The following is an 18,195-nucleotide window of genomic DNA, read 5'->3' as shown; positions in this document are numbered from 1 at the left end:
ATTACTTGGCCTTACCCTGATTGGCAACCGCTGCTGCTTTTGCAGCGATTTCATCAGCATCGCCCAGATAGTAGTGTTTGACCGGTTTGAAGTTTTCATCAAACTCATACACCAATGGCACGCCAGTTGGGATGTTCAGTTCAAGAATAGCTTCTTCGCTAATGTCATCCAGATATTTTACCAGGGCACGCAGAGAGTTACCGTGGGCTGCGATAATCACACGCTCACCGCTCTTAATGCGAGGTAAAATCACCTCGTTCCAGTAAGGAACAACACGATCAATGGTCAGAGCCAGGCTTTCAGTCGTTGGCAGCTCGGCATCAGTCAATTTTGCATAGCGTGGGTCATGGCCAGGGAAACGCTCATCGCTTTTATCCAGCGCTGGAGGGGTGACAGCAAAGCCACGACGCCACTGTTTCACTTGCTCATCACCGTATTTCGCCGCAGTTTCTGATTTATCCAGACCTTGCAAAGCACCATAATGACGCTCATTCAGTTTCCAGGATTTTTCAGTTGGTAGCCAAGCTTGATCCAACTCATCCAGAATGTTCCACAAGGTGTGGATTGCGCGTTTCAATACAGAGGTGTAAGCGAAATCAAAAGTGAAGCCTTCGTCTTTTAACAGCTTGCCCGCTGCTTTTGCTTCAGTACGGCCTTTTTCTGACAAGTCAACATCATACCAACCGGTGAAGCGGTTTTCGTTGTTCCATTGACTTTCGCCGTGACGTACCAGAACCAGCTTTGTTACTGCCATAGTTCGAACTCCTCAGATAACTCATTTGTTCAATGATAATTATTATCATTATATTGCGTGATTGCCGCAGACATCAATCGTTTGTGTTTAACCATAGCCAATTTTTTACGTTAGCGTAAGACTGGAAGTCGAATCGATTCTGCAAAATCTGTAACTAATTAATATATGAGGGCTTATATGGGGTATTAAATACCCCATAGAGATGAAATGTGGATACTGTCTAGCGAGGTTTAAGCCGCTTTTTTCAGGCACGTGCTCATGAAGGTTTTTCGTTCATCACCTTTTAACGCTTTAGTTGCCGCTTCTGCGTTGCAGCTTTTCATTTTTTGCTGCTGCGGTGTCAGCGCCTTCTCATCCGGATGTACCTGCGCCTTTAGGCACTGACTCATAAATTTTTTCCGATCATCACCCTTCAGCGATTGAGTCGTCGCCTGCTGATTACAATCGGTCATTTTTTTCTGCTGAGCCGCCTGAGCGGGTGAGGGTGTTTTCGCGGTGTCTGCTGCCATCACATTGGCACTCAGCAACAATCCTGCTGAGAGCAGCCATAAGGTAGTTAGACGCATAGGAGTTCCTTTATTTAAGCTTTGTTTATATCAGCCAAATTGGAATCTGAAAGGCATGAATACGGCTGCCTGACAGATGCTTTTAAGCGTAGTCGGCAGCCGTAAATAAAAACAGTCACAGCGCGATAAAGTGGTAAACGGTGGTCGCGTGGTAGGTTTTCCCCGGTTTTAGCCAGCAATCGGGTTGTGGCCATTCAGGGTGATTGGGGCTATCGGGGAGAAATTCACTTTCTAGCGCGACGCCCGTGTAGCTGGCATAAGTTTCGCCATTACGCGAAGGCGTTCCGCCTAGGAAGTTGCCACTATACAGTTGTAATGCCGGGGCAGTGGTGTAAACGCTCATTTGGACTTGATTGTCAGATGACCATAAATGTGCTGCTGGGCTTTCTGTAGCACCACAAGTACGATGCAGCAGATAAGCATGGTCATAACCTTTAACACGCTGCTGGCAGCGGTCTTGTAAGAAATCGCGAGCCAGTGTTTTTGCCTGACGAAAATCCATACCGGTTTTTTCGACACTCTTAAGCCCATCGGTTGGAATACCGTCACTGTCGACTGGCAAATATTTGTCGGCAAACAATTGTAACCGGTGAGCACGGACATCGTGCCCCTCGCCATCAAGATTAAAATAGGCGTGATTCGTCAGATTTACCGGGCAGGTTTTGTCAACTTGGGCCTGATAGTGAACTTCCAGTCGATTATCTTCGGTCAATAGATATTGGACTTCGGCGGTCAACGTGCCGGGAAAACCCTGATCGCCATCGGGAGAGTGCAGTTGGTAGGTCACCTGCTTTTCATCCTGCTTCACTTTTTGCCAGCGCCGGGCATGGAACCCTTCAGGGCCGCCATGCAGCTGGTGAACACCTTGATTGGGTATCAGATGAAGAATCTCCCCCTCTGCCGTGATTTGCGCGTTAGCAATGCGGTTAGCGTAACGACCAACGGTAGCCCCGAGATAGGCTCCCTGATGCAGATAATCCGCGGGGGTTTGGCAGCCCAGCAGTAACTCGCGTTTTTCTCCCCCTTTAAGCGGTAATATTGCAGATAACCAAGTTGCGCCCCAATCCATCAGCGTCACACTCATACCTGCTTTATTATGTAGCTCGGTCAATTCAAAAGGGTGACCATCCGGTGCTAACTGGTCAACACTGCCTAATGATGCAGCGTCGTTTTTCAGCATAAACCCGCTCCTTGTGAAGCCTGACAGACGTAGAAAGTTTCTGTTCGGCCATCGCTGTACTTCGGATATTCCTGAGCCACGACAGCACGAACTTGCTCGACCAGTGACGTTGGCATCAGTGCAACAATACAGCCGCCAAAACCGCCACCTGTCATTCGAACCCCACCTTGCTCCCCAATCACCGATTTCACAATATCTACAAGACTGTCGATCGGCGGAACTGTGATCTCGAAATCATCACGCATTGAAATATGAGACTCGTGCATCAATTGCCCCATTAATTTCAAATCCCCAGAAGCCAGTGCATCTGCCGCCGCCAACGTCCGTTCATTCTCGGTAATGACATGGCGAGCGCGTTTCGCTACCACAGGGTCCAACTCATCTTGAATGGAGAAAAACAGATTAGGATCAACATCACGTAGGGCTTTGACACCAAAGAAACGCGCCGCAGTTTCGCATTGCTGGCGGCGGGTGTTGTACTCGCTATCTACCAAGCCGCGTTTCACATTGGAATTAATTATCACCACTGCCACGTTTTCTGGCATCGGTACCGCGCGTGTTTCCAATGTTCTGCAATCGATAAGCAACGCACTATCTTGCTCACCCAGTGCTGAAATAAGTTGATCCATAATGCCGCAGTTACAGCCGACAAATTGGTTCTCGGCTTCTTGGCCATTTAGCGCCAGCTCCACACCATTGAGAGGAAGCTGATAGAGTGATTGTAATGCTTGGCCGACCGCCACTTCCAAGGAAGCTGAAGAACTCAGACCCGCGCCTTGTGGCACATTGCCACTGATAACCAAATCAGCACCGCCAAAATCGGCATGACGTAATTGCAAATGCTTCACCACACCGCGGACATAATCGGCCCAGCGATACTCTGGATGTGGAACAATGGGCATATCTAGCGAGAATATGTCTTGCTGATTTTCATAGTCAGCGGCAATCACACGAATCTGTCGATCAGCACGTGTGCCGCAACTGATAACGGTTTCGTAATCAATGGCACAGGGCAGCACAAAACCATCATTATAATCAGTATGTTCACCAATAAGATTGACGCGACCCGGCGCTTTAATGGTGATGTCAGGCTCATGACTAAACTGTTGGCGGAAAATAGCCTGGGTATGCTGTTTTAAACTCATTAGTTGACTCCTGCTTCTCGATAATGAACATCACTTACTGCCCGCAGGTGTTCAGCCGCCTGTTCTGCTGTAAGGTCTCGCTGGGTTTCAGCCAGCATTTCATAACCCACCATAAATTTCCGCACTGATGCCGAGCGCAGTAATGGTGGGTAAAAATGTGCGTGTAGTTGCCAATGTGTGTTGTCATTACCGTTATAAGGCGCGCCGTGCCATCCCATTGAGTAAGGGAATGAGCATGAGAATAAATTGTCGTAGCGGCTGGTCAGTTTTTTTAGCGCAATCGCCAAATCACTGCGCTGCGCATTCGATAATGCTTCTAATCGTAGGATATGGGCTTTCGGCAACAACAAGGTTTCAAATGGCCATGCCGCCCAGTAAGGCACCACCGCCAGCCAGTGCTCGGTTTCAACCACGGTTCGGCTACCGTCGCGGCACTCACGTTCAGCATAATCGAGCAACATAGGCGACTGATGTTGTTGAAAATATTGTTGCTGTAAGTGGTCCTCTCGTGCAGCTTCATTTGGCAGGAAACTATTCGCCCAAATTTGCCCATGAGGATGCGGATTAGAGCACCCCATTGCTGCCCCTTTATTCTCAAACACTTGTACCCACGGATACACTTTACCCAGCTCGGCACCCTGTTGCTGCCAGGTTTGGATAACGTGTTCCAACGCTGGTAAGGTCAGTTGCGGTAAGGTTTTGCTGTGATCCGGAGAGAAGCAAATAACTCGGCTGGTACCGCGCGCACTTTGGCTGCGCATCAGTGGATCATCACTTTGCGGTGCATCAGGCGTGTCAGGCATCAATGCAGCAAAGTCATTGGTAAACACATAGGTTGACGGGTAGTCGGGATTCACATCACCGGTCACCCGTGTATTGCCGGGGCACAAGAAGCAATCAGGGTCATGCGCCGGTAGGCTCTCGGTGGCCGGGGCTTCTTGCTGGCCTTGCCAAGGGCGTTTGGCTCGATGAGGCGAGACCAGGACCCACTGGTCACTTAACGGATTGTATCTGCGATGTGGATGATCCACAGGGTTAAAATCAGTCATGAAAATACCTTAATCGGGATAGCCCTGAGGATTATTGGATTGCCAGCGCCAGGTATCTGCCGCCATGTCATTAAGTGTGCGGCTGACGCGCCAGCCTAATTGCTCTGCTGCCTTAATTGGGTCTGCCCAGTAAGCTGGAAGGTCACCCTCACGGCGTGGGGCAAAATAGTAGGCCAGTGGCTTACCACAAGCTTTACTGAAGGCTTCAACCACTTGTAAAACACTGTGACCGACACCAGCACCAAGATTGAAAATATGTACGCCGGGCTGGTTGTGCAGTTTTTTCATCGCGGCAACGTGGCCGTCAGCCAAGTCAACCACATGAATATAATCACGCACCCCGGTGCCATCGGGGGTGGGGTAATCATTACCGAAAATGGCTAATGATTCACGACGACCCACAGCGACCTGCGCGATGAATGGCATCAAGTTATTGGGGATGCCCTGTGGATCTTCGCCCATCAGTCCTGACGGGTGTGCACCAACCGGGTTGAAGTAACGTAAAATAGTCATATTCCATTGAGGATCAGCTAGTTGCACATCTCGCAAAATTTGCTCAACCATCAATTTACTCTGGCCATATGGGCTGGATGGCGTGCCCGTAGGGAAGCTTTCTTTATACGGGATTTGTGGTTGATCACCATAGACTGTAGCCGAAGAGCTGAAGATAAAGTTTTTGACCTGTGCGGCGCACATGGCCTCCAGTAAGACTAAGGTGCCATAAACATTATTATTGTAATATTCCAAAGGCTTACTGACAGATTCACCCACAGCTTTTAGGCCAGCAAAATGAATGACTGCATGAATAGGATGGGCGGCAAATATTTTGTCGAGTAGCGCGCGATCACGGACGTCACCCTGATAAAGTTCAGGTGTGTAGCCAGTCAAATGGTTGATTCGGGCTAATACGCTGGATTTGCTGTTGCAAAGGTTGTCGAGGATAACCGGCTTGTAGCCCGCTTCAACCAATTGCACACAAGTATGGCTACCTATGTAACCGCTACCACCTGTTACCAGAACGTACATAAAAGACTCCTCGAATGACTATCGTCTATAAAAGATAGCACGCCATTATCTGAGAAAAGGTGATCTACGCTCAATAATGGAATCGCTTACATTTAAATTTTTCTCAGCTTCATATCTGTGGGAGCATAAATACAGGGGAATGAATAAGAATAGGCAAAAAAATGAAGAAATCTCAGGTATGGCAAAGATAACTGAGGTGGTAGCGTTCTCATCCATCAATTTAGCAGGAATGTCCTCCCCCCCTTCGTCCTTGGCGCTACAGCGTTGTTAGCTGCTCTCACACCCCCGAATCACTGACGTGGGTCAGCTCATCGGGATGCGTTCGTTTGCAGCCTAGCTGTAACACCAATGACTTTGGGGCTTCGTCCTTCGAATTACTGCGCTGTTAGCTGCTCCCACACCCCGAATCACTGACGTGGGTCAGCTCATCGGGATGCGTTCGTTTGCAGCCTAGCTGTAACACCCATGACTTTGGGGTTTCGTCCTTCGAGTTACTGCGCTGTTAGCTGCTCTCACACCCCCGAATCACTGACGTGGGTCAGCTCATCGGGATGCGTTCGTTTATCGGCTACCAACAATATCAATGGCTTTGAGGATAGGCAGTCATTAAAAATTAATGCGCCACATACAACGGATAGGTAAAGAACAGCAGGTGCATCAAATTCAGGCTGAAATGGAAGGCGACCGCCACCCACAAACGACCACTCCACAGCCATGCAAGACCATAAATTATCCCAGCCAGCGCGGCAAACACCATCAGCAGTGGGCCGCCAGCAATATGTGCGGCACCAAAAAGCAGGGCAGTGAGCAGCAGAGCTGGGTAATTGCCAAGGCATTGGCTTAGGCGTTGTTGCAAATAACCACGGAATAGCGCCTCTTCAGCTAAACAGACAAAGAAGACATTTGCGATAACAAAAGAGCCAATCCATGCCGGGGTATGCATCTCAATTTTCAAGCCACCTAAGGCGACAGCCAGCAGCAGTAAAGCCGGTACGCTGACAATCAACCCCACCCAACCCAGCCGACTAATAGATAGATGCTTCTTGGCGACAAATAAGGTGGGTAAGCAGGCGAGCAAGATAAAGGGGATGAGCGCCTTATCCAGATTGTAGTACATGCTAAAGGTGGCACTAAGTGGCCCCACGTCCACTTTATCCAATACTTTCAGGTTGTTGAAACCGGGGATGAGATGCAGGAACAGAGCAATGGAGGCGAATACCAAGAGCAATTCCAGCCCAACAGCCAGCCATTTTCGCTGACGATATTTTTGCAGCAGCAGTGCAACCACCAGCGTGAGCAGTAAAAACGCCGCTGACGGTAATGTGAGAACACCGTGATAAAGCGCAATCGATAAGGAAAGCGCCAAGAGAAACAGGGAGAGTACCCGGTTAATTGATAAGAAAAGCAGCGATGCAGCAAGTATGCCCCACATAAATCATCCTTTTACTATTAAGTCCATATTCTGAGTCAGATAGTAGCATAGGTTAATGTGAATAAACGCTGCGTCACTTGGGTGCTACTCTCATTATTTCTCAGGATAATATAATGAGATGTCAGTTTTAATCATGTTTAGCAGGATAATTTCTCTTGCGTGTAGCGATAAATTTCGCCATCAGCAACAAAAGTTAGACGATGAGTAATACATTGTGGTGCGTCTTCGGCGTGGTGAGAAACGAACAGTAATTGAGTGTCGCCTTCGCCGATCATCACATCAATAAAACGGCGTACTAATAAACGGTTAAGTGGATCTAAACCTTGCAAAGGCTCATCAAGAATCAATAGCGCGGGGTGTTTTACCAGCGCTCTGGCGATCAGTGCCAGCCGTTGCTGGCCCCAGGATAAACTATGGAAAGGCTGATTAGCGGCATCAGCAGAGAATCCAAGTAATGCGAGCCATTGATCTGCAAGCTGTTGTTGGCGATCAGAGACGGCCTGATAAATCCCAATTGAATCGAAAAATCCGGACAAAATCACGGTGCGCAAATTAGAGCTGACGCGATAATCCAAATGCAGGCTGCTGCTGACATAACCTATATGACGTTTGATGTCCCAGATGGTTTCACCACTTCCTCTACGGCGACCAAACAGCGTTAAATCATTGCTATAACCTTGCGGGTGATCGCCAGTAATCAGGCTAAGTAAAGTTGATTTACCCGCCCCATTCTGGCCGATAATCTGCCAGTGTTCACCGGGGTTAACTTGCCAGCTCAGATCGTGCAGGATGGGGCGATCGTTGTACTCAACTACGCCATTACGCAGAGTAATCAATGGTTTGTCTTGTGGTAAACGGGCCTGCTGTTGCGGGTTTTCTGTTTCTGGCAGTGATAAACCATCAAGATTTTCACTGTGTGCCAATTGAGCAATCAGGGCTTCGGAAAGAACTTGCTGGCGTGGACCGGTGTGGCTCAGATGGCAATCCGCTAGCACGCCAACATGCTGTACAAAATCAGGAATATCGTCAAAACGATTGAGGACTAAAACCAGTGTGACGCCTTGAGCAGAAAGCGTCGATAACATTTCTGCCAACTGAGCACGTGCAGAAACATCCAGACCATCAAATGGCTCATCCAGAATCAACAGGTCGGGCTGTGGCATTAATGCCCGACATAACAATGTTTTGCGTGTTTCACCGGTAGAAAGGTATTTAAAGCGGCGTGGCAGTAAGTGGCTGATGCCAAACTGTGCTGCCAGGTTCTGGCACCGCAGTGGGTTGCTCACTTCTTCCTGAATAATTTCGGCGGTAGTGCGGCCGGTATCATCTTCATCAGCGCTGAGTAAATCGGTGTTATTACGCTGCCACTCTTCACTTATCAACTGTTGAAGTTGCTCGAATGACAGTCGCACAATATGGGTGAAATTGCTCTGACGGCTACCGTTAAGGAGGGTCAGTTCCCCAGATAATGCTTTAGCAAGTGCAGATTTTCCGCTGCCGTTGGCCCCGACAAACGCCCAGCTATCTCCGGACAAAACCTGTAGTGCTGGCAGGGTGAGTGTCCGTGTGTCACTCAGGCGAAAACAACCTTGCGATATTTGCAACTCAGACATTATCTTTTCCATAATCTGCAACACAATAAGGTGTTAGGGATATGCGGAAAGGGCAAAAATGTCAACAGGTAATAGGTTGTTAACAGTTAATAACTTTACTAAATAAATTAGCAAAGTGTTGCGATAATGACGCGATCTGAATTGAATTGTGCAATAACATCACTGCCAACTCGTAAATTCAGTTTATGCAGCTCGCTATTGTTTTGTGTCGAACAAAGCGTGGCTCCCCCTGTCAGTGTCACGATAACTTCGCTGTGCTCATTACCCGGTTCAATACTGGTGACAGTGCCTGGCAATGAGTTATCCGCGGCACCTGCCAATGCTTGATCAGTGACCAGTTTTATCCAGGGTGCCTTAATCAGAGCTAATACTTCTTTGCCTGTCGAAAGTTGCAGCCGATCGGCACTCTGCTGGGTCAGGGCCGCAGATAAGCGGGTTTTGCCATCAGCCAGTAGAATATTGACGTGTTGCTGAACTTGCTGATGGTCGCGCTCAATCACTGTGCCGAAAAATTGATTACGGGCGCTGGTTTGCAGTGAGAAACGGGAAATTGCGGCCAGTAAACTATCCAATGGCATTGAATCGTCTTTTAGGGTGTCGAAGGCTTTTTGCTGAATTTTCGCCAGTAAATCATAAAGCTGAATAAGGCGTTCGCCATAGCGGGTCAGCGAAGCACCGCCACCGCCTTTGCCGCCAGTTGCCCGCTCGACCAGTATCTCTTCTGCCAATATATTCATTTCATTAATGGCATCCCAAGCACTTTTATAGCTAATGCCTGCCAGTTTCGCCCCCTGACTGATAGAGCCAGTATTCTTTATTTGTTTCAGGAGTGAAATACGGCGAGGGTCGGCAAACAGTCGCTGCTGAAGTTTTAGAGTGAGTAAGATTTCGGCCTGCATGTTTTTTGCTCCAGCGGGAAACGGTTAGTGTGACTCGACAGTCGATGTATATCCAATGAACGCCATGTATGTAGGGTAGTGACTCAAACCGCACGTTTGGCAGGTTACATTTTTTTATTGTTGGTTAGAATAACTCGATTCATTCACTGTCTGTATAATTTACAGTGAATACATATTGGTTATTGTGATAACGTGAGTTATCGCTCTATTGTCGTCATTTGAGAGGCTGGCATGTTAGAACTATTGAAAAGTCTGCTCTTTGCTGTGGTCATGGTTCCGGTAGTGATGGCAGTGATTCTGGGTATGATCTACGGGCTGGGTGAAGTGTTTAACATCATTTCTAAGACCGGTCACGGGAAAGAACGCTCTTAATGAATCTTTCTTGCGGAAAGTCACATTAAGTAGAGTGGTTGCATCTAATTTCTGAATGCCTGGCGTGTAAACGCTGGGCATTTTCGTTTTTGTCTTTTGTTTCATTTCACTGCGCGATTCCGATAACTCAAGAAAGCTCACATCTTGCCGATAAACTGCATGACCTGCCTATGATGTTACGTTATATTTCCAAGTATATAGCGATTTCATTAACGCGGAGAACAACATGAAGAATCAATACGGAAAAGTGGGCAAGTGGGTAGCTGGTGCAACGTTGCTGGCCGCTTTTTCTAGCCCGAGCATGGCAGATGACAATATTACGGTTTTTGCTGCGGCCTCACTGACCAATGCACTACAAGATATTGCCGCGCAGTATAAAAAAGAGAAGCAAGTGGATGTTGTTTCTTCTTTTGCCTCATCTTCAACACTGGCACGTCAGATAGAGCAGGGCGCGCCGGCAGATCTGTTTATCTCTGCTGACCAGCAATGGATGGACTATGCGATTGATAAACAGCAAATAGTGACTAATACGCGCTATACCTTACTAGGTAATGAGTTAGTATTGATTGCGCCGCTAGACAGCAAAATAACTAAAGTTGAGATTGATAAAAAAACCGACTGGAAGAAATTGCTTGATGGTGGTCGTCTGGCTGTCGGCGATCCTGACCATGTTCCTGCGGGGATTTATGCTAAAGAGGCTCTGGAGTATTTAGGTGCTTGGGAAACGTTAGCACCGGTAATGGCGCGTGCTGATAACGTACGTAATGCTATGACTCTGGTTGAGCGGGCTGAAGCACCGCTGGGTATTGTTTATGGTTCAGATGCGGTAGCCAGTAAGAAAGTTAAGGTTGTTGGGATGTTCCCGGAAGCGAGTCACAAACCGGTTGAATACCCAATGGCAATTGTTAAGGGCCACGAAAATCCGACCGTTACTGCTTTTTATGATTATCTGAAAACCCCAGCCGCGGCGGCTATTTTCAAAAATTATGGATTTACCCCACGCTAATGATTTTGAGCGAGTATGAGTGGCAGGCTATTATTCTTAGCCTGAAAGTTTCTGGTGTCGCGGTGGTGTGGAGTCTGCCATTAGGTATCCTAATGGCATGGATTCTGGTGCGCTGTCGCTTCCCCGGTAAGTCGTTGTTAGACAGTATTATTCACCTGCCGTTAGTGCTGCCCCCTGTGGTCATTGGTTATCTATTACTGGTGAGTATGGGCCGGCGTGGTTTTATTGGTGAATGGCTGTATAGCTGGTTTGGTATTAACTTCAGTTTCAGTTGGCGCGGTGCGGCGCTGGCTTCGGCGGTGGTTGCTTTTCCGCTGATGGTCAGGGCTATTCGTTTGGCTCTGGAGGCGGTTGATACTCGTCTGGAACTTGCGGCGCGCACATTAGGTGCGAACCCGTGGCGAGTTTTTTTCACCATTACGCTACCACTTTCTTTGCCTGGCGTGATTGCCGGCACTGTTTTGTCTTTTGCTCGTTCACTGGGGGAATTTGGCGCGACTATCACGTTTGTGTCGAATATTCCCGGTGAAACCCGCACTATTCCTCTAGCGATGTATACCCTGATTCAAACACCAGGAGCAGAAGCCGCAGCGGGGCGTCTGTGCATTATTGCCATCATTCTTTCATTGGTTTCTTTGCTGCTGTCTGAATGGTTGGCCCGCTGGGGCAAAAAACGCATGGGGGCGCCATGCTAGAGTTGGATTTCAGTCAACAATTGGGAGCGTTGCATTTGCACGTCTCCACAACGCTACCGGCGCAAGGCATTACCGCTATTTTTGGTTTATCGGGTGCAGGCAAGACCTCGCTTATTAATGTTATTGGGGGGTTGACTCGTCCACAACAAGGCAAAGTCGTGCTAAATGGCCGAGTGCTGGTGGATGCCGAGCGGCAGATTTATCTGCCACCGGAAAAACGGCGGGTGGGCTATGTGTTTCAAGATGCCCGTCTGTTCCCTCATTACAGCGTGATTGGCAATTTGCAGTACGGTATGAACCCGTCAATGCGCGGGCAGTTTGAGACTATTGTGGGGTTGCTGGGGATAGAGCCGCTGTTAAAGCGTTTTCCACTGACGCTTTCCGGTGGTGAGAAACAGCGAGTGGCCATTGGCCGTGCGCTGTTGACTGCGCCAGAGCTGTTGCTGATGGATGAACCATTAGCCTCACTGGATTTACCGCGTAAGCGCGAACTGCTGCCTTATTTGGAGCGGCTGGGGAAAGACGTCAATACGCCTATTTTGTACGTCAGCCATAGTATGGATGAAATCTTGCGTTTGGCTGATCAAGTCGTGGTGATGGATGCCGGTAAAGTTCGTGCTGTCGGTGGGTTGGAAGAGGTATGGGCCAGTAGTGCACTGCGTCCGTGGCTGCAACGGGAGGAACCGAGCAGCATATTGCGGGTGAATGTGATTGGTCACCATGATCGCTATGCAATGACGGCGCTGGCCTTAGGTGATCAGCGTTTGTGGGTTGGCAAGCTGGATGCGCAGGAGGAAGACTCAATGCGTATCCGCATTAATGCGGCGGATGTTTCATTGGTATTGCAGCCGCCGCAAAACAGCAGTATCCGCAATATCTTGCCGGTGAAAATAGCCGAGTGCCTTGAAGTTGATGGGCAAATTGATGTCAAATTGGCTATTGGCGAGCAATGGTTATGGGCGCGGATTACACCATGGGCGCGGGATGAGTTAGGGCTGAAACCAGGCCAGTGGGTCTATGCGCAGATAAAAAGCGTATCGTTTAATCGCAAGAACTAACCGCGGCCTCCGATTATCAACAAAGCAAAAAAGCGCCCTTAATAGAGGCGCTTTTTATTTATTGCTAGCATCGTTACAACGCAATAATGATGGGGATCAAGCCAAAATATGTTGATGGATAACCGCGGCAATCCCGGGCTGTTCATTATCGGCAATCACCAAATCGGCCCGCTGCTTGATAGCATCGGCGCTATTACCCATAGCCACCCCTAAACCTGCACTTTCTAGCATACTGAGGTCGTTAAAGTTATCACCAAACGCGACCACATCCTTCATGCTCAGACCTTGAGACTCTACCCATTGTTGCAAGCGGTGACCTTTACTGTTCCCCACTTGTGCAATATCCACCTGATCATGCCATGACCACTCGCAAGCCAGCCCCATTTCGTCTTCAACCATGGTGGCAAATGCTTTTAGCTGATTGATATCAGCATGGGAGGTGGCAAATTTCCAGATAGCGTTGGCACTATGGGCTGCATCGAACAGGCTATCGACATGGAGGAGTGTCGGGCGTTGTGCCGGAGGTAATGACTCTGCCCAATTTAGGGAGCGAACAACATGCCCGTTAGTGTGCTGATACAGCATCGCATCATCTACGTACATCAGCCCATGGATATGAGTTTGTTCTAGTAACTGTAAGACTTGAACTGCCTGCTGAGGCCGTAATGGATTGGAATCCAAAACTTTTTTAGCATGATAATCATAAATATAGGTGCCATTACAACAAATCGCCGGCGTATCTATCTCTAATGCTTGATAAAACGGGTGAATCGCTACATGGTGGCGGCCAGTGACCACCACAACTTTCACGCCCTCAGCGCGTGCTTGCGCTAATGCGGATAAGGATTCCGGCAGAATACGTTTCTTACTGTCTAACAGTGTCCCGTCCAAATCCAATGCAATTATACGGTATGTCATAGCAGCCCTAATTCTAAGTATGAGAATAATATGTCCGTGCAGTATTTTCTGATAATACACCGGATAGGGGGCTGATTAAACCAGAGTGAGGTGAGTGAGCATGATTTACCCATGACAATCCAGAAAACAGATAATGTCATTGTCTTCATACTCATATAATACTAATGGGGGTTAAAATGTTATTTTCTCCCGTAAAAATCATAAATAACCCACTCAAGTGGTAGGTTAGCTTTTAAATGATCTTAATCAAATAATCTTCATGTTTATTATTTTTCATCATTCGCCTTATTAGGTCAATTGATTGAATTTAAATTAAATATTTTAGTGTGCATTTCCTTGTAGGAATATTCACACATTGCAGGGTCTTTCTTCCTAAATTATTGAGTGATACGGACATGGTATATTTTACTCAGAATTTATCTATTTAAAAATATATCTCTTCAAGCTTTTTATAAAAAAATAGACGTGATTCTAATAAAAATAAAGTGTTGATGAAAATGGCAAGTTTTCAATTTTTTGATTTTTGTACGGACCAACCAGGACATTAATATGAATATTTCCCCGGCTAAAATTTTCGAAAAGAAAAGAATTGCTATTGTTGTTTCATTGGCTATGGGTCTGTTGACCGCTCAAAGTTATGCTGGGTGTAATTTAACGATATGCACTGATACGACATTCTGGGACGGTATCTATGGTGACAATTATTCTATTACCAATACATTTGATTTAGTCTCAAGCCCAACGAATGCGGTTGTTGGATTGTATAAAAATCAGGCCGGGGAGATGAAGTTTGGTCATAATCTGTTTATCAGTGTCTCGGGTAACAAAGCTGATGCAATACAAATAAAATCAGGTGCGCCAGCGAATAATCCGGCCATCATTACTATTGGTGATAATGCTATCATTTCAGCATTAGGGGCTTCTGGGGATGGTATTAATGCGGGAAATAACACGGGGTCAAGTCTCATTACACTTGGCAGTGATGCCGTAATATCTGCTAAATATGGAATTGGTGTCCGTGCCAACCTCACCAATACCGCCGGGCAGTACAATAATATTGTCCTGGGCGATAGAGCTCGTATTACGACCGAAGGCTCGGGGGCAAATCTTGTCGACGGTCTGGGCTACGGAGTCTATGCCGGTAACCGTGAAATGGGGGATTCGGGGCAAACAGGGTCTGCCAGTGTGACGCTCGGTAAGGAGAGTCGCATTACCACCTCAGGCAGCGCTGCGGATGGGGTTTTTGCCAATAAAAGAGGTGTCGTCAATTTAGGTGATGGCACTACGGTGATGACGACGGGTAATAATGCGAATGGCTTAAAAGCCGCAGTGGGGCTTTATACCAATACTAATGGCGGTATTATCAATATATTAGGTGGTTTAACCATTAATGTGAGTGGCACTAATTCAAATGCCATTTATGCGACAGGCGTAGGTTCAGAAATAAAGTCTTATAATGCGGATAATAATCTCTCTACTACCGGTATTTTCCATATTGATGGCAACGTGTTGGCAGAGAAAAGTGGTTTAATTGACTTGAGACTTGCTGATGGTTCTGTTTTTAATGGGGTCACCAAAAGTCTTGCTAGCACTAGTAGCAATGATGGAGTGATTAATTTGGCCATTAATGGCGACTCCAGTATCTGGAATATGTCCGGTGATTCAAATTTAACCTCGTTGAATTTATCTAACGGTGCCATTGTTAATTATCTTGATAATAGTTCGACGTTCAAAACGCTGACCGTTACCGGGAATTATCACAGTGACGGAGGGTATATCTATTTTAATACCGCACTCAATGATGATACTTCAGAGACGGATAAGCTCTTAGTCGAGGGCAACACCTCCGGAACCACTTACGTCGTGGTGAGAAATGCTGGAGGGTTAGGTAATGAAACATTGGAGGGTATTGAGCTGATTCGGGTTAATGGTGATTCCGAGGGGGAATTTATCCAGTCGGGGCGTATTGTCGCTGGTGCTTACGATTACAGTCTGAATCGCGGACATGATAGCAGTGTAGACCGAACTCAAAACGGTAATAGCAACCACTGGTATTTGACCAATGCCTCTACGCCGATCATTACGCCGATCGATCCGCCTGAGATTATTGACCCAGTTGACCCAGTTGACCCGGTTGACCCGGTTGACCCGGTTGACCCGGTTGACCCAGTAGACCCAGTAGACCCAGTAGACCCAGTTGATCCGGTTAACCCAGTAGACCCTGTTAACCCAGTTGATCCCGTCGACCCAACCGCTCCCTCTGAGGTTCATCCCGGTCAAAAACAGAAAATTGAGCGCCCAGAAGCCAGTGGTTACTCCGCCAATCTGGCGGCAGCAAATAATATGTTTGTCATGCGCTTGCATGATCGTTTAGGCGAAACTCAATATATTGATGCATTAACAGGCGAACGGAAAGTAACCAGTATGTGGATGCGCAATGCTGGGGGGCATACTCGTGTTAGGGACAGTGATGACCAATTGGGCACCCAGAGCAATCGCTATGTGTTGCAGCTAGGAGGCGATATTGCTCAGTGGAGCACTAATAATTTAAATCGTTTCCACTTGGGTGTCATGGCTGGCTACGGTAATAGTAAAAGTCGCAGCGAATCTCGCTTATCCGGATACAGTGCCCGTTCTTCAGTCGATGGCTATAGCCTTGGCATGTATGGCACGTGGTATGCCAATGAAGCCGACAAGTCAGGTTTATATGTGGACAGTTGGGCGCAATACAGTTGGTTTAATAACCGGGTTGAAGGACAGAGTCTGGCGGCAGAAAGTTATAAATCTCGTGGTGTGACAGCCTCTGTTGAGACCGGCTATACCTTTAAGGTCGGCGAAAGTCTAAATAGTAGCTACTTTATACAGCCTAAAGCTCAAGCCGTCTGGATGGGGGTGAAAGCGGACTCTCATAAAGAAGATAACGGTACTCACGTTTCAGGTGTGGGAGATGGCAATATCCAAACCCGCCTTGGGGTGAAAGCTTTTATGCACGGTTATAGTCAGCAAGATAAAGATAATGATCGGATATTCCAACCATTTGTTGAAGCCAATTGGATTCACAATACTAAAGATTTTGGCACAATAATGGACAATGTCACCGTTAAGCAAACCGGTACAGCTAATATTGCTGAGTTGAAATTGGGTGTTGAGGGCCAGGTTAATAAGCGGCTCAACCTTTGGGGTAATATTGGTCAGCAGTTAGGGAATAAAGGCTACAGCGACACCAGCGCAATGCTGGGTGTGAAATACAACTTCTGATTACTTTCATTTAAGGGAGCAATAGTAACAATTGCTCCCTTTTTATACTGATTTCTCCCTCTCTTGCCTTATCGTTCCCTCAAATATTAATCAAAAAGTAGGATAAGTTTGAGCCACAGAGTGGCGGACTGTTGTTATGTCTGTTCAGTCAGGTAAGCTAGGCTAAAATGATGAGTTAATGAAAAAACATTTGGCTAAGGAGTAAAGATGAAGCAAGTGGTTTACGTGGCAAGCCCAGACAGTCAGCAGATTCACGTCTGGCAATTAGATTCCGCCGGTGAATTAACCTTACTGCAAACAGTCGAGGTGCCGGGTCAGGTACAGCCAATGACAATCAACCCGAACCAGCGTCATCTCTATGTTGGGGTGCGCCCTGATTTCGGTATTGTCAGCTACAATATTAGCGATGAGGGGACGTTGACCGCAGCCGGTATGGCGCCACTTCCTGGTAGCCCGACACATATTGGTACGGATTTGCAAGGCCGCTTCTTGTTCTCTGCTTCTTATAGTTTCAACTGCGTGAGCATCAGCCCTATTGATGAACATGGCGTGGTGCAGGCACCTATTCAGCAATTAGACGGCTTACCTGCGCCTCATTCGGCAAATATTGACCCAACTAATCAGATTCTGTTGGTGCCTTGTCTGAAAGAAGACAAAGTGCGGCTATTTGATTTGAGTGTTGATGGCAAACTGGCCCCACATGCACAAACAGATATCACTGTTGCTACCGGAGCGGGTCCACGTCATATGGATTTCCATCCAAATCATCACGTTGCATACTGTGTCAATGAACTGAATAGCTCGGTTGATGTTTATCAGATCAGTAATAACGGGCAGGAATATCAGTTAATTCAAACTGTGAATGCGATGCCAACTGACTTTACCGATACCTGCTGGGCGGCTGATATCCATATCACCCCAAATGGTCGCCATTTATATATCAGTGACCGTACAGCCAGCTTGCTCAGCATTTTCAGTGTCTCTGACGATGGGCGTGAAATTTCGTTGGTGGGGCATCATCCGACAGAAGCACAACCGCGCGGTTTCAATATCGACCACAGCGGTCATTTCCTGATCTCCTCCGGGCAAAAATCTGATCATATTGCCGTGTACCGAATCGATCAGAACAGTGGCCAACTGACAACCTTAGGCCGTTATCCGGTAGGTAAAGGCCCAATGTGGGTAAGTATCCTGGCGCGATAGGCTATTTTACTTGTCATTTTG

General features: G+C 47.4%; 16 protein-coding genes. 6 read left to right on the top strand and 10 right to left on the bottom strand.

Annotation, left to right across the window (positions count from 1 at the left end):
* Nucleotide 1 precedes the first annotated feature (1 nt).
* The 9 genes from gpmA to modE form a co-directional block, all read right to left on the bottom strand.
* Nucleotides 2–754 carry a 2,3-diphosphoglycerate-dependent phosphoglycerate mutase gene (gene gpmA, locus ACIOG0_RS15250; protein ID WP_050098859.1) on the bottom strand — a complete coding sequence of 251 codons (753 nt, stop codon included), beginning with the start codon at nt 752–754 and terminating at the stop codon, nt 2–4.
* A gap of 230 nt (nt 755–984) precedes the next feature.
* Nucleotides 985–1,320: a PsiF family protein gene (locus tag ACIOG0_RS15245; RefSeq protein ID WP_050098858.1), complete on the bottom strand. Its 336-nt coding sequence runs from the start codon at nt 1,318–1,320 to the stop codon at nt 985–987.
* 115 nt (nt 1,321–1,435) lie between these two features.
* Entirely contained in the window at nt 1,436–2,500 is a 1,065-nt protein-coding gene (gene galM / locus ACIOG0_RS15240; RefSeq protein ID WP_050098857.1) for a galactose-1-epimerase, read from the bottom strand.
* Nucleotides 2,494–3,645 carry a galactokinase gene (gene galK / locus ACIOG0_RS15235; protein ID WP_050098856.1) on the bottom strand — a complete coding sequence of 384 codons (1,152 nt, stop codon included), beginning with the start codon at nt 3,643–3,645 and terminating at the stop codon, nt 2,494–2,496. Before galK ends, galM begins: the two co-directional genes overlap by 7 nt.
* Nucleotides 3,645–4,694 (bottom strand): galactose-1-phosphate uridylyltransferase, encoded by a 1,050-nt coding sequence (gene galT, locus ACIOG0_RS15230; protein WP_050098855.1) that lies wholly within the window; start codon nt 4,692–4,694, stop codon nt 3,645–3,647. Before galT ends, galK begins: the two co-directional genes overlap by 1 nt.
* 9 nt (nt 4,695–4,703) lie before the next feature.
* On the bottom strand, nt 4,704–5,720 hold the full coding sequence (gene galE / locus ACIOG0_RS15225; RefSeq protein ID WP_128451726.1) for a UDP-glucose 4-epimerase GalE: 1,017 nt from the start codon (nt 5,718–5,720) through the stop codon (nt 4,704–4,706).
* 613 nt (nt 5,721–6,333) lie between these two features.
* A complete protein-coding gene (locus ACIOG0_RS15220) occupies nt 6,334–7,152 on the bottom strand; it encodes a CPBP family intramembrane glutamic endopeptidase (protein ID WP_128451727.1) in 819 nt (272 codons plus the stop codon).
* A gap of 137 nt (nt 7,153–7,289) precedes the next feature.
* The gene (gene modF, locus ACIOG0_RS15215) at nt 7,290–8,765 is read right to left on the bottom strand and encodes a molybdate ABC transporter ATP-binding protein ModF (protein WP_145581885.1); all 1,476 of its coding nucleotides are present in this window, start codon (nt 8,763–8,765) and stop codon (nt 7,290–7,292) included.
* A gap of 107 nt (nt 8,766–8,872) precedes the next feature.
* The gene (modE, locus tag ACIOG0_RS15210) at nt 8,873–9,664 is read right to left on the bottom strand and encodes a molybdenum-dependent transcriptional regulator (protein ID WP_145581884.1); all 792 of its coding nucleotides are present in this window, start codon (nt 9,662–9,664) and stop codon (nt 8,873–8,875) included.
* 231 nt (nt 9,665–9,895) lie between these two features.
* On the opposite strand from modE, the gene ACIOG0_RS15205 reads away from it, so the two are divergent.
* The 4 genes from ACIOG0_RS15205 to modC all read left to right on the top strand — a co-directional run bounded on the left by ACIOG0_RS15205 (nt 9,896) and on the right by modC (nt 12,795).
* Entirely contained in the window at nt 9,896–10,036 is a 141-nt protein-coding gene (locus tag ACIOG0_RS15205; protein ID WP_050098850.1) for an AcrZ family multidrug efflux pump-associated protein, read from the top strand.
* Nucleotides 10,037–10,262: 226 nt separating this feature from the next.
* Nucleotides 10,263–11,042, top strand: coding sequence for a molybdate ABC transporter substrate-binding protein (gene modA / locus ACIOG0_RS15200; RefSeq protein WP_050098849.1), 780 nt, complete (start codon nt 10,263–10,265; stop codon nt 11,040–11,042).
* Nucleotides 11,042–11,737 (top strand): molybdate ABC transporter permease subunit, encoded by a 696-nt coding sequence (gene modB, locus ACIOG0_RS15195; protein WP_050098848.1) that lies wholly within the window; start codon nt 11,042–11,044, stop codon nt 11,735–11,737. Before modA ends, modB begins: the two co-directional genes overlap by 1 nt.
* Nucleotides 11,731–12,795, top strand: a complete 1,065-nt coding sequence (modC, locus tag ACIOG0_RS15190; protein ID WP_050098846.1) for a molybdenum ABC transporter ATP-binding protein ModC — start codon at nt 11,731–11,733, stop codon at nt 12,793–12,795. The genes modB and modC overlap by 7 nt, the downstream gene beginning before the upstream one ends.
* 96 nt (nt 12,796–12,891) lie before the next feature.
* On the opposite strand, the gene ACIOG0_RS15185 is transcribed toward modC, so the two are convergent.
* Nucleotides 12,892–13,713: a pyridoxal phosphatase gene (locus tag ACIOG0_RS15185; protein ID WP_050098844.1), complete on the bottom strand. Its 822-nt coding sequence runs from the start codon at nt 13,711–13,713 to the stop codon at nt 12,892–12,894.
* A gap of 612 nt (nt 13,714–14,325) precedes the next feature.
* Between ACIOG0_RS15185 and ACIOG0_RS15180 the strand changes: the two genes are divergently transcribed.
* Both ACIOG0_RS15180 and pgl read left to right on the top strand, forming a co-directional pair.
* On the top strand, nt 14,326–16,971 hold the full coding sequence (locus tag ACIOG0_RS15180) for an autotransporter outer membrane beta-barrel domain-containing protein (protein WP_128451757.1): 2,646 nt from the start codon (nt 14,326–14,328) through the stop codon (nt 16,969–16,971).
* Between the two features lie 207 nt (nt 16,972–17,178).
* Complete coding sequence (pgl, locus tag ACIOG0_RS15175) at nt 17,179–18,174, top strand: 6-phosphogluconolactonase (protein ID WP_128451730.1); 996 nt, start codon at nt 17,179–17,181, stop codon at nt 18,172–18,174.
* Nucleotides 18,175–18,195: the final 21 nt, after the last annotated feature.

It is taken from the genome of Yersinia vastinensis (assembly GCF_044905075.1).
Taxonomy (GTDB): Bacteria; Pseudomonadota; Gammaproteobacteria; order Enterobacterales; family Enterobacteriaceae; genus Yersinia; species Yersinia vastinensis.
The sequence above is the reverse complement of the archived record's forward strand: the minus strand, read 5'-3'. Positions and strand labels throughout refer to the sequence as shown.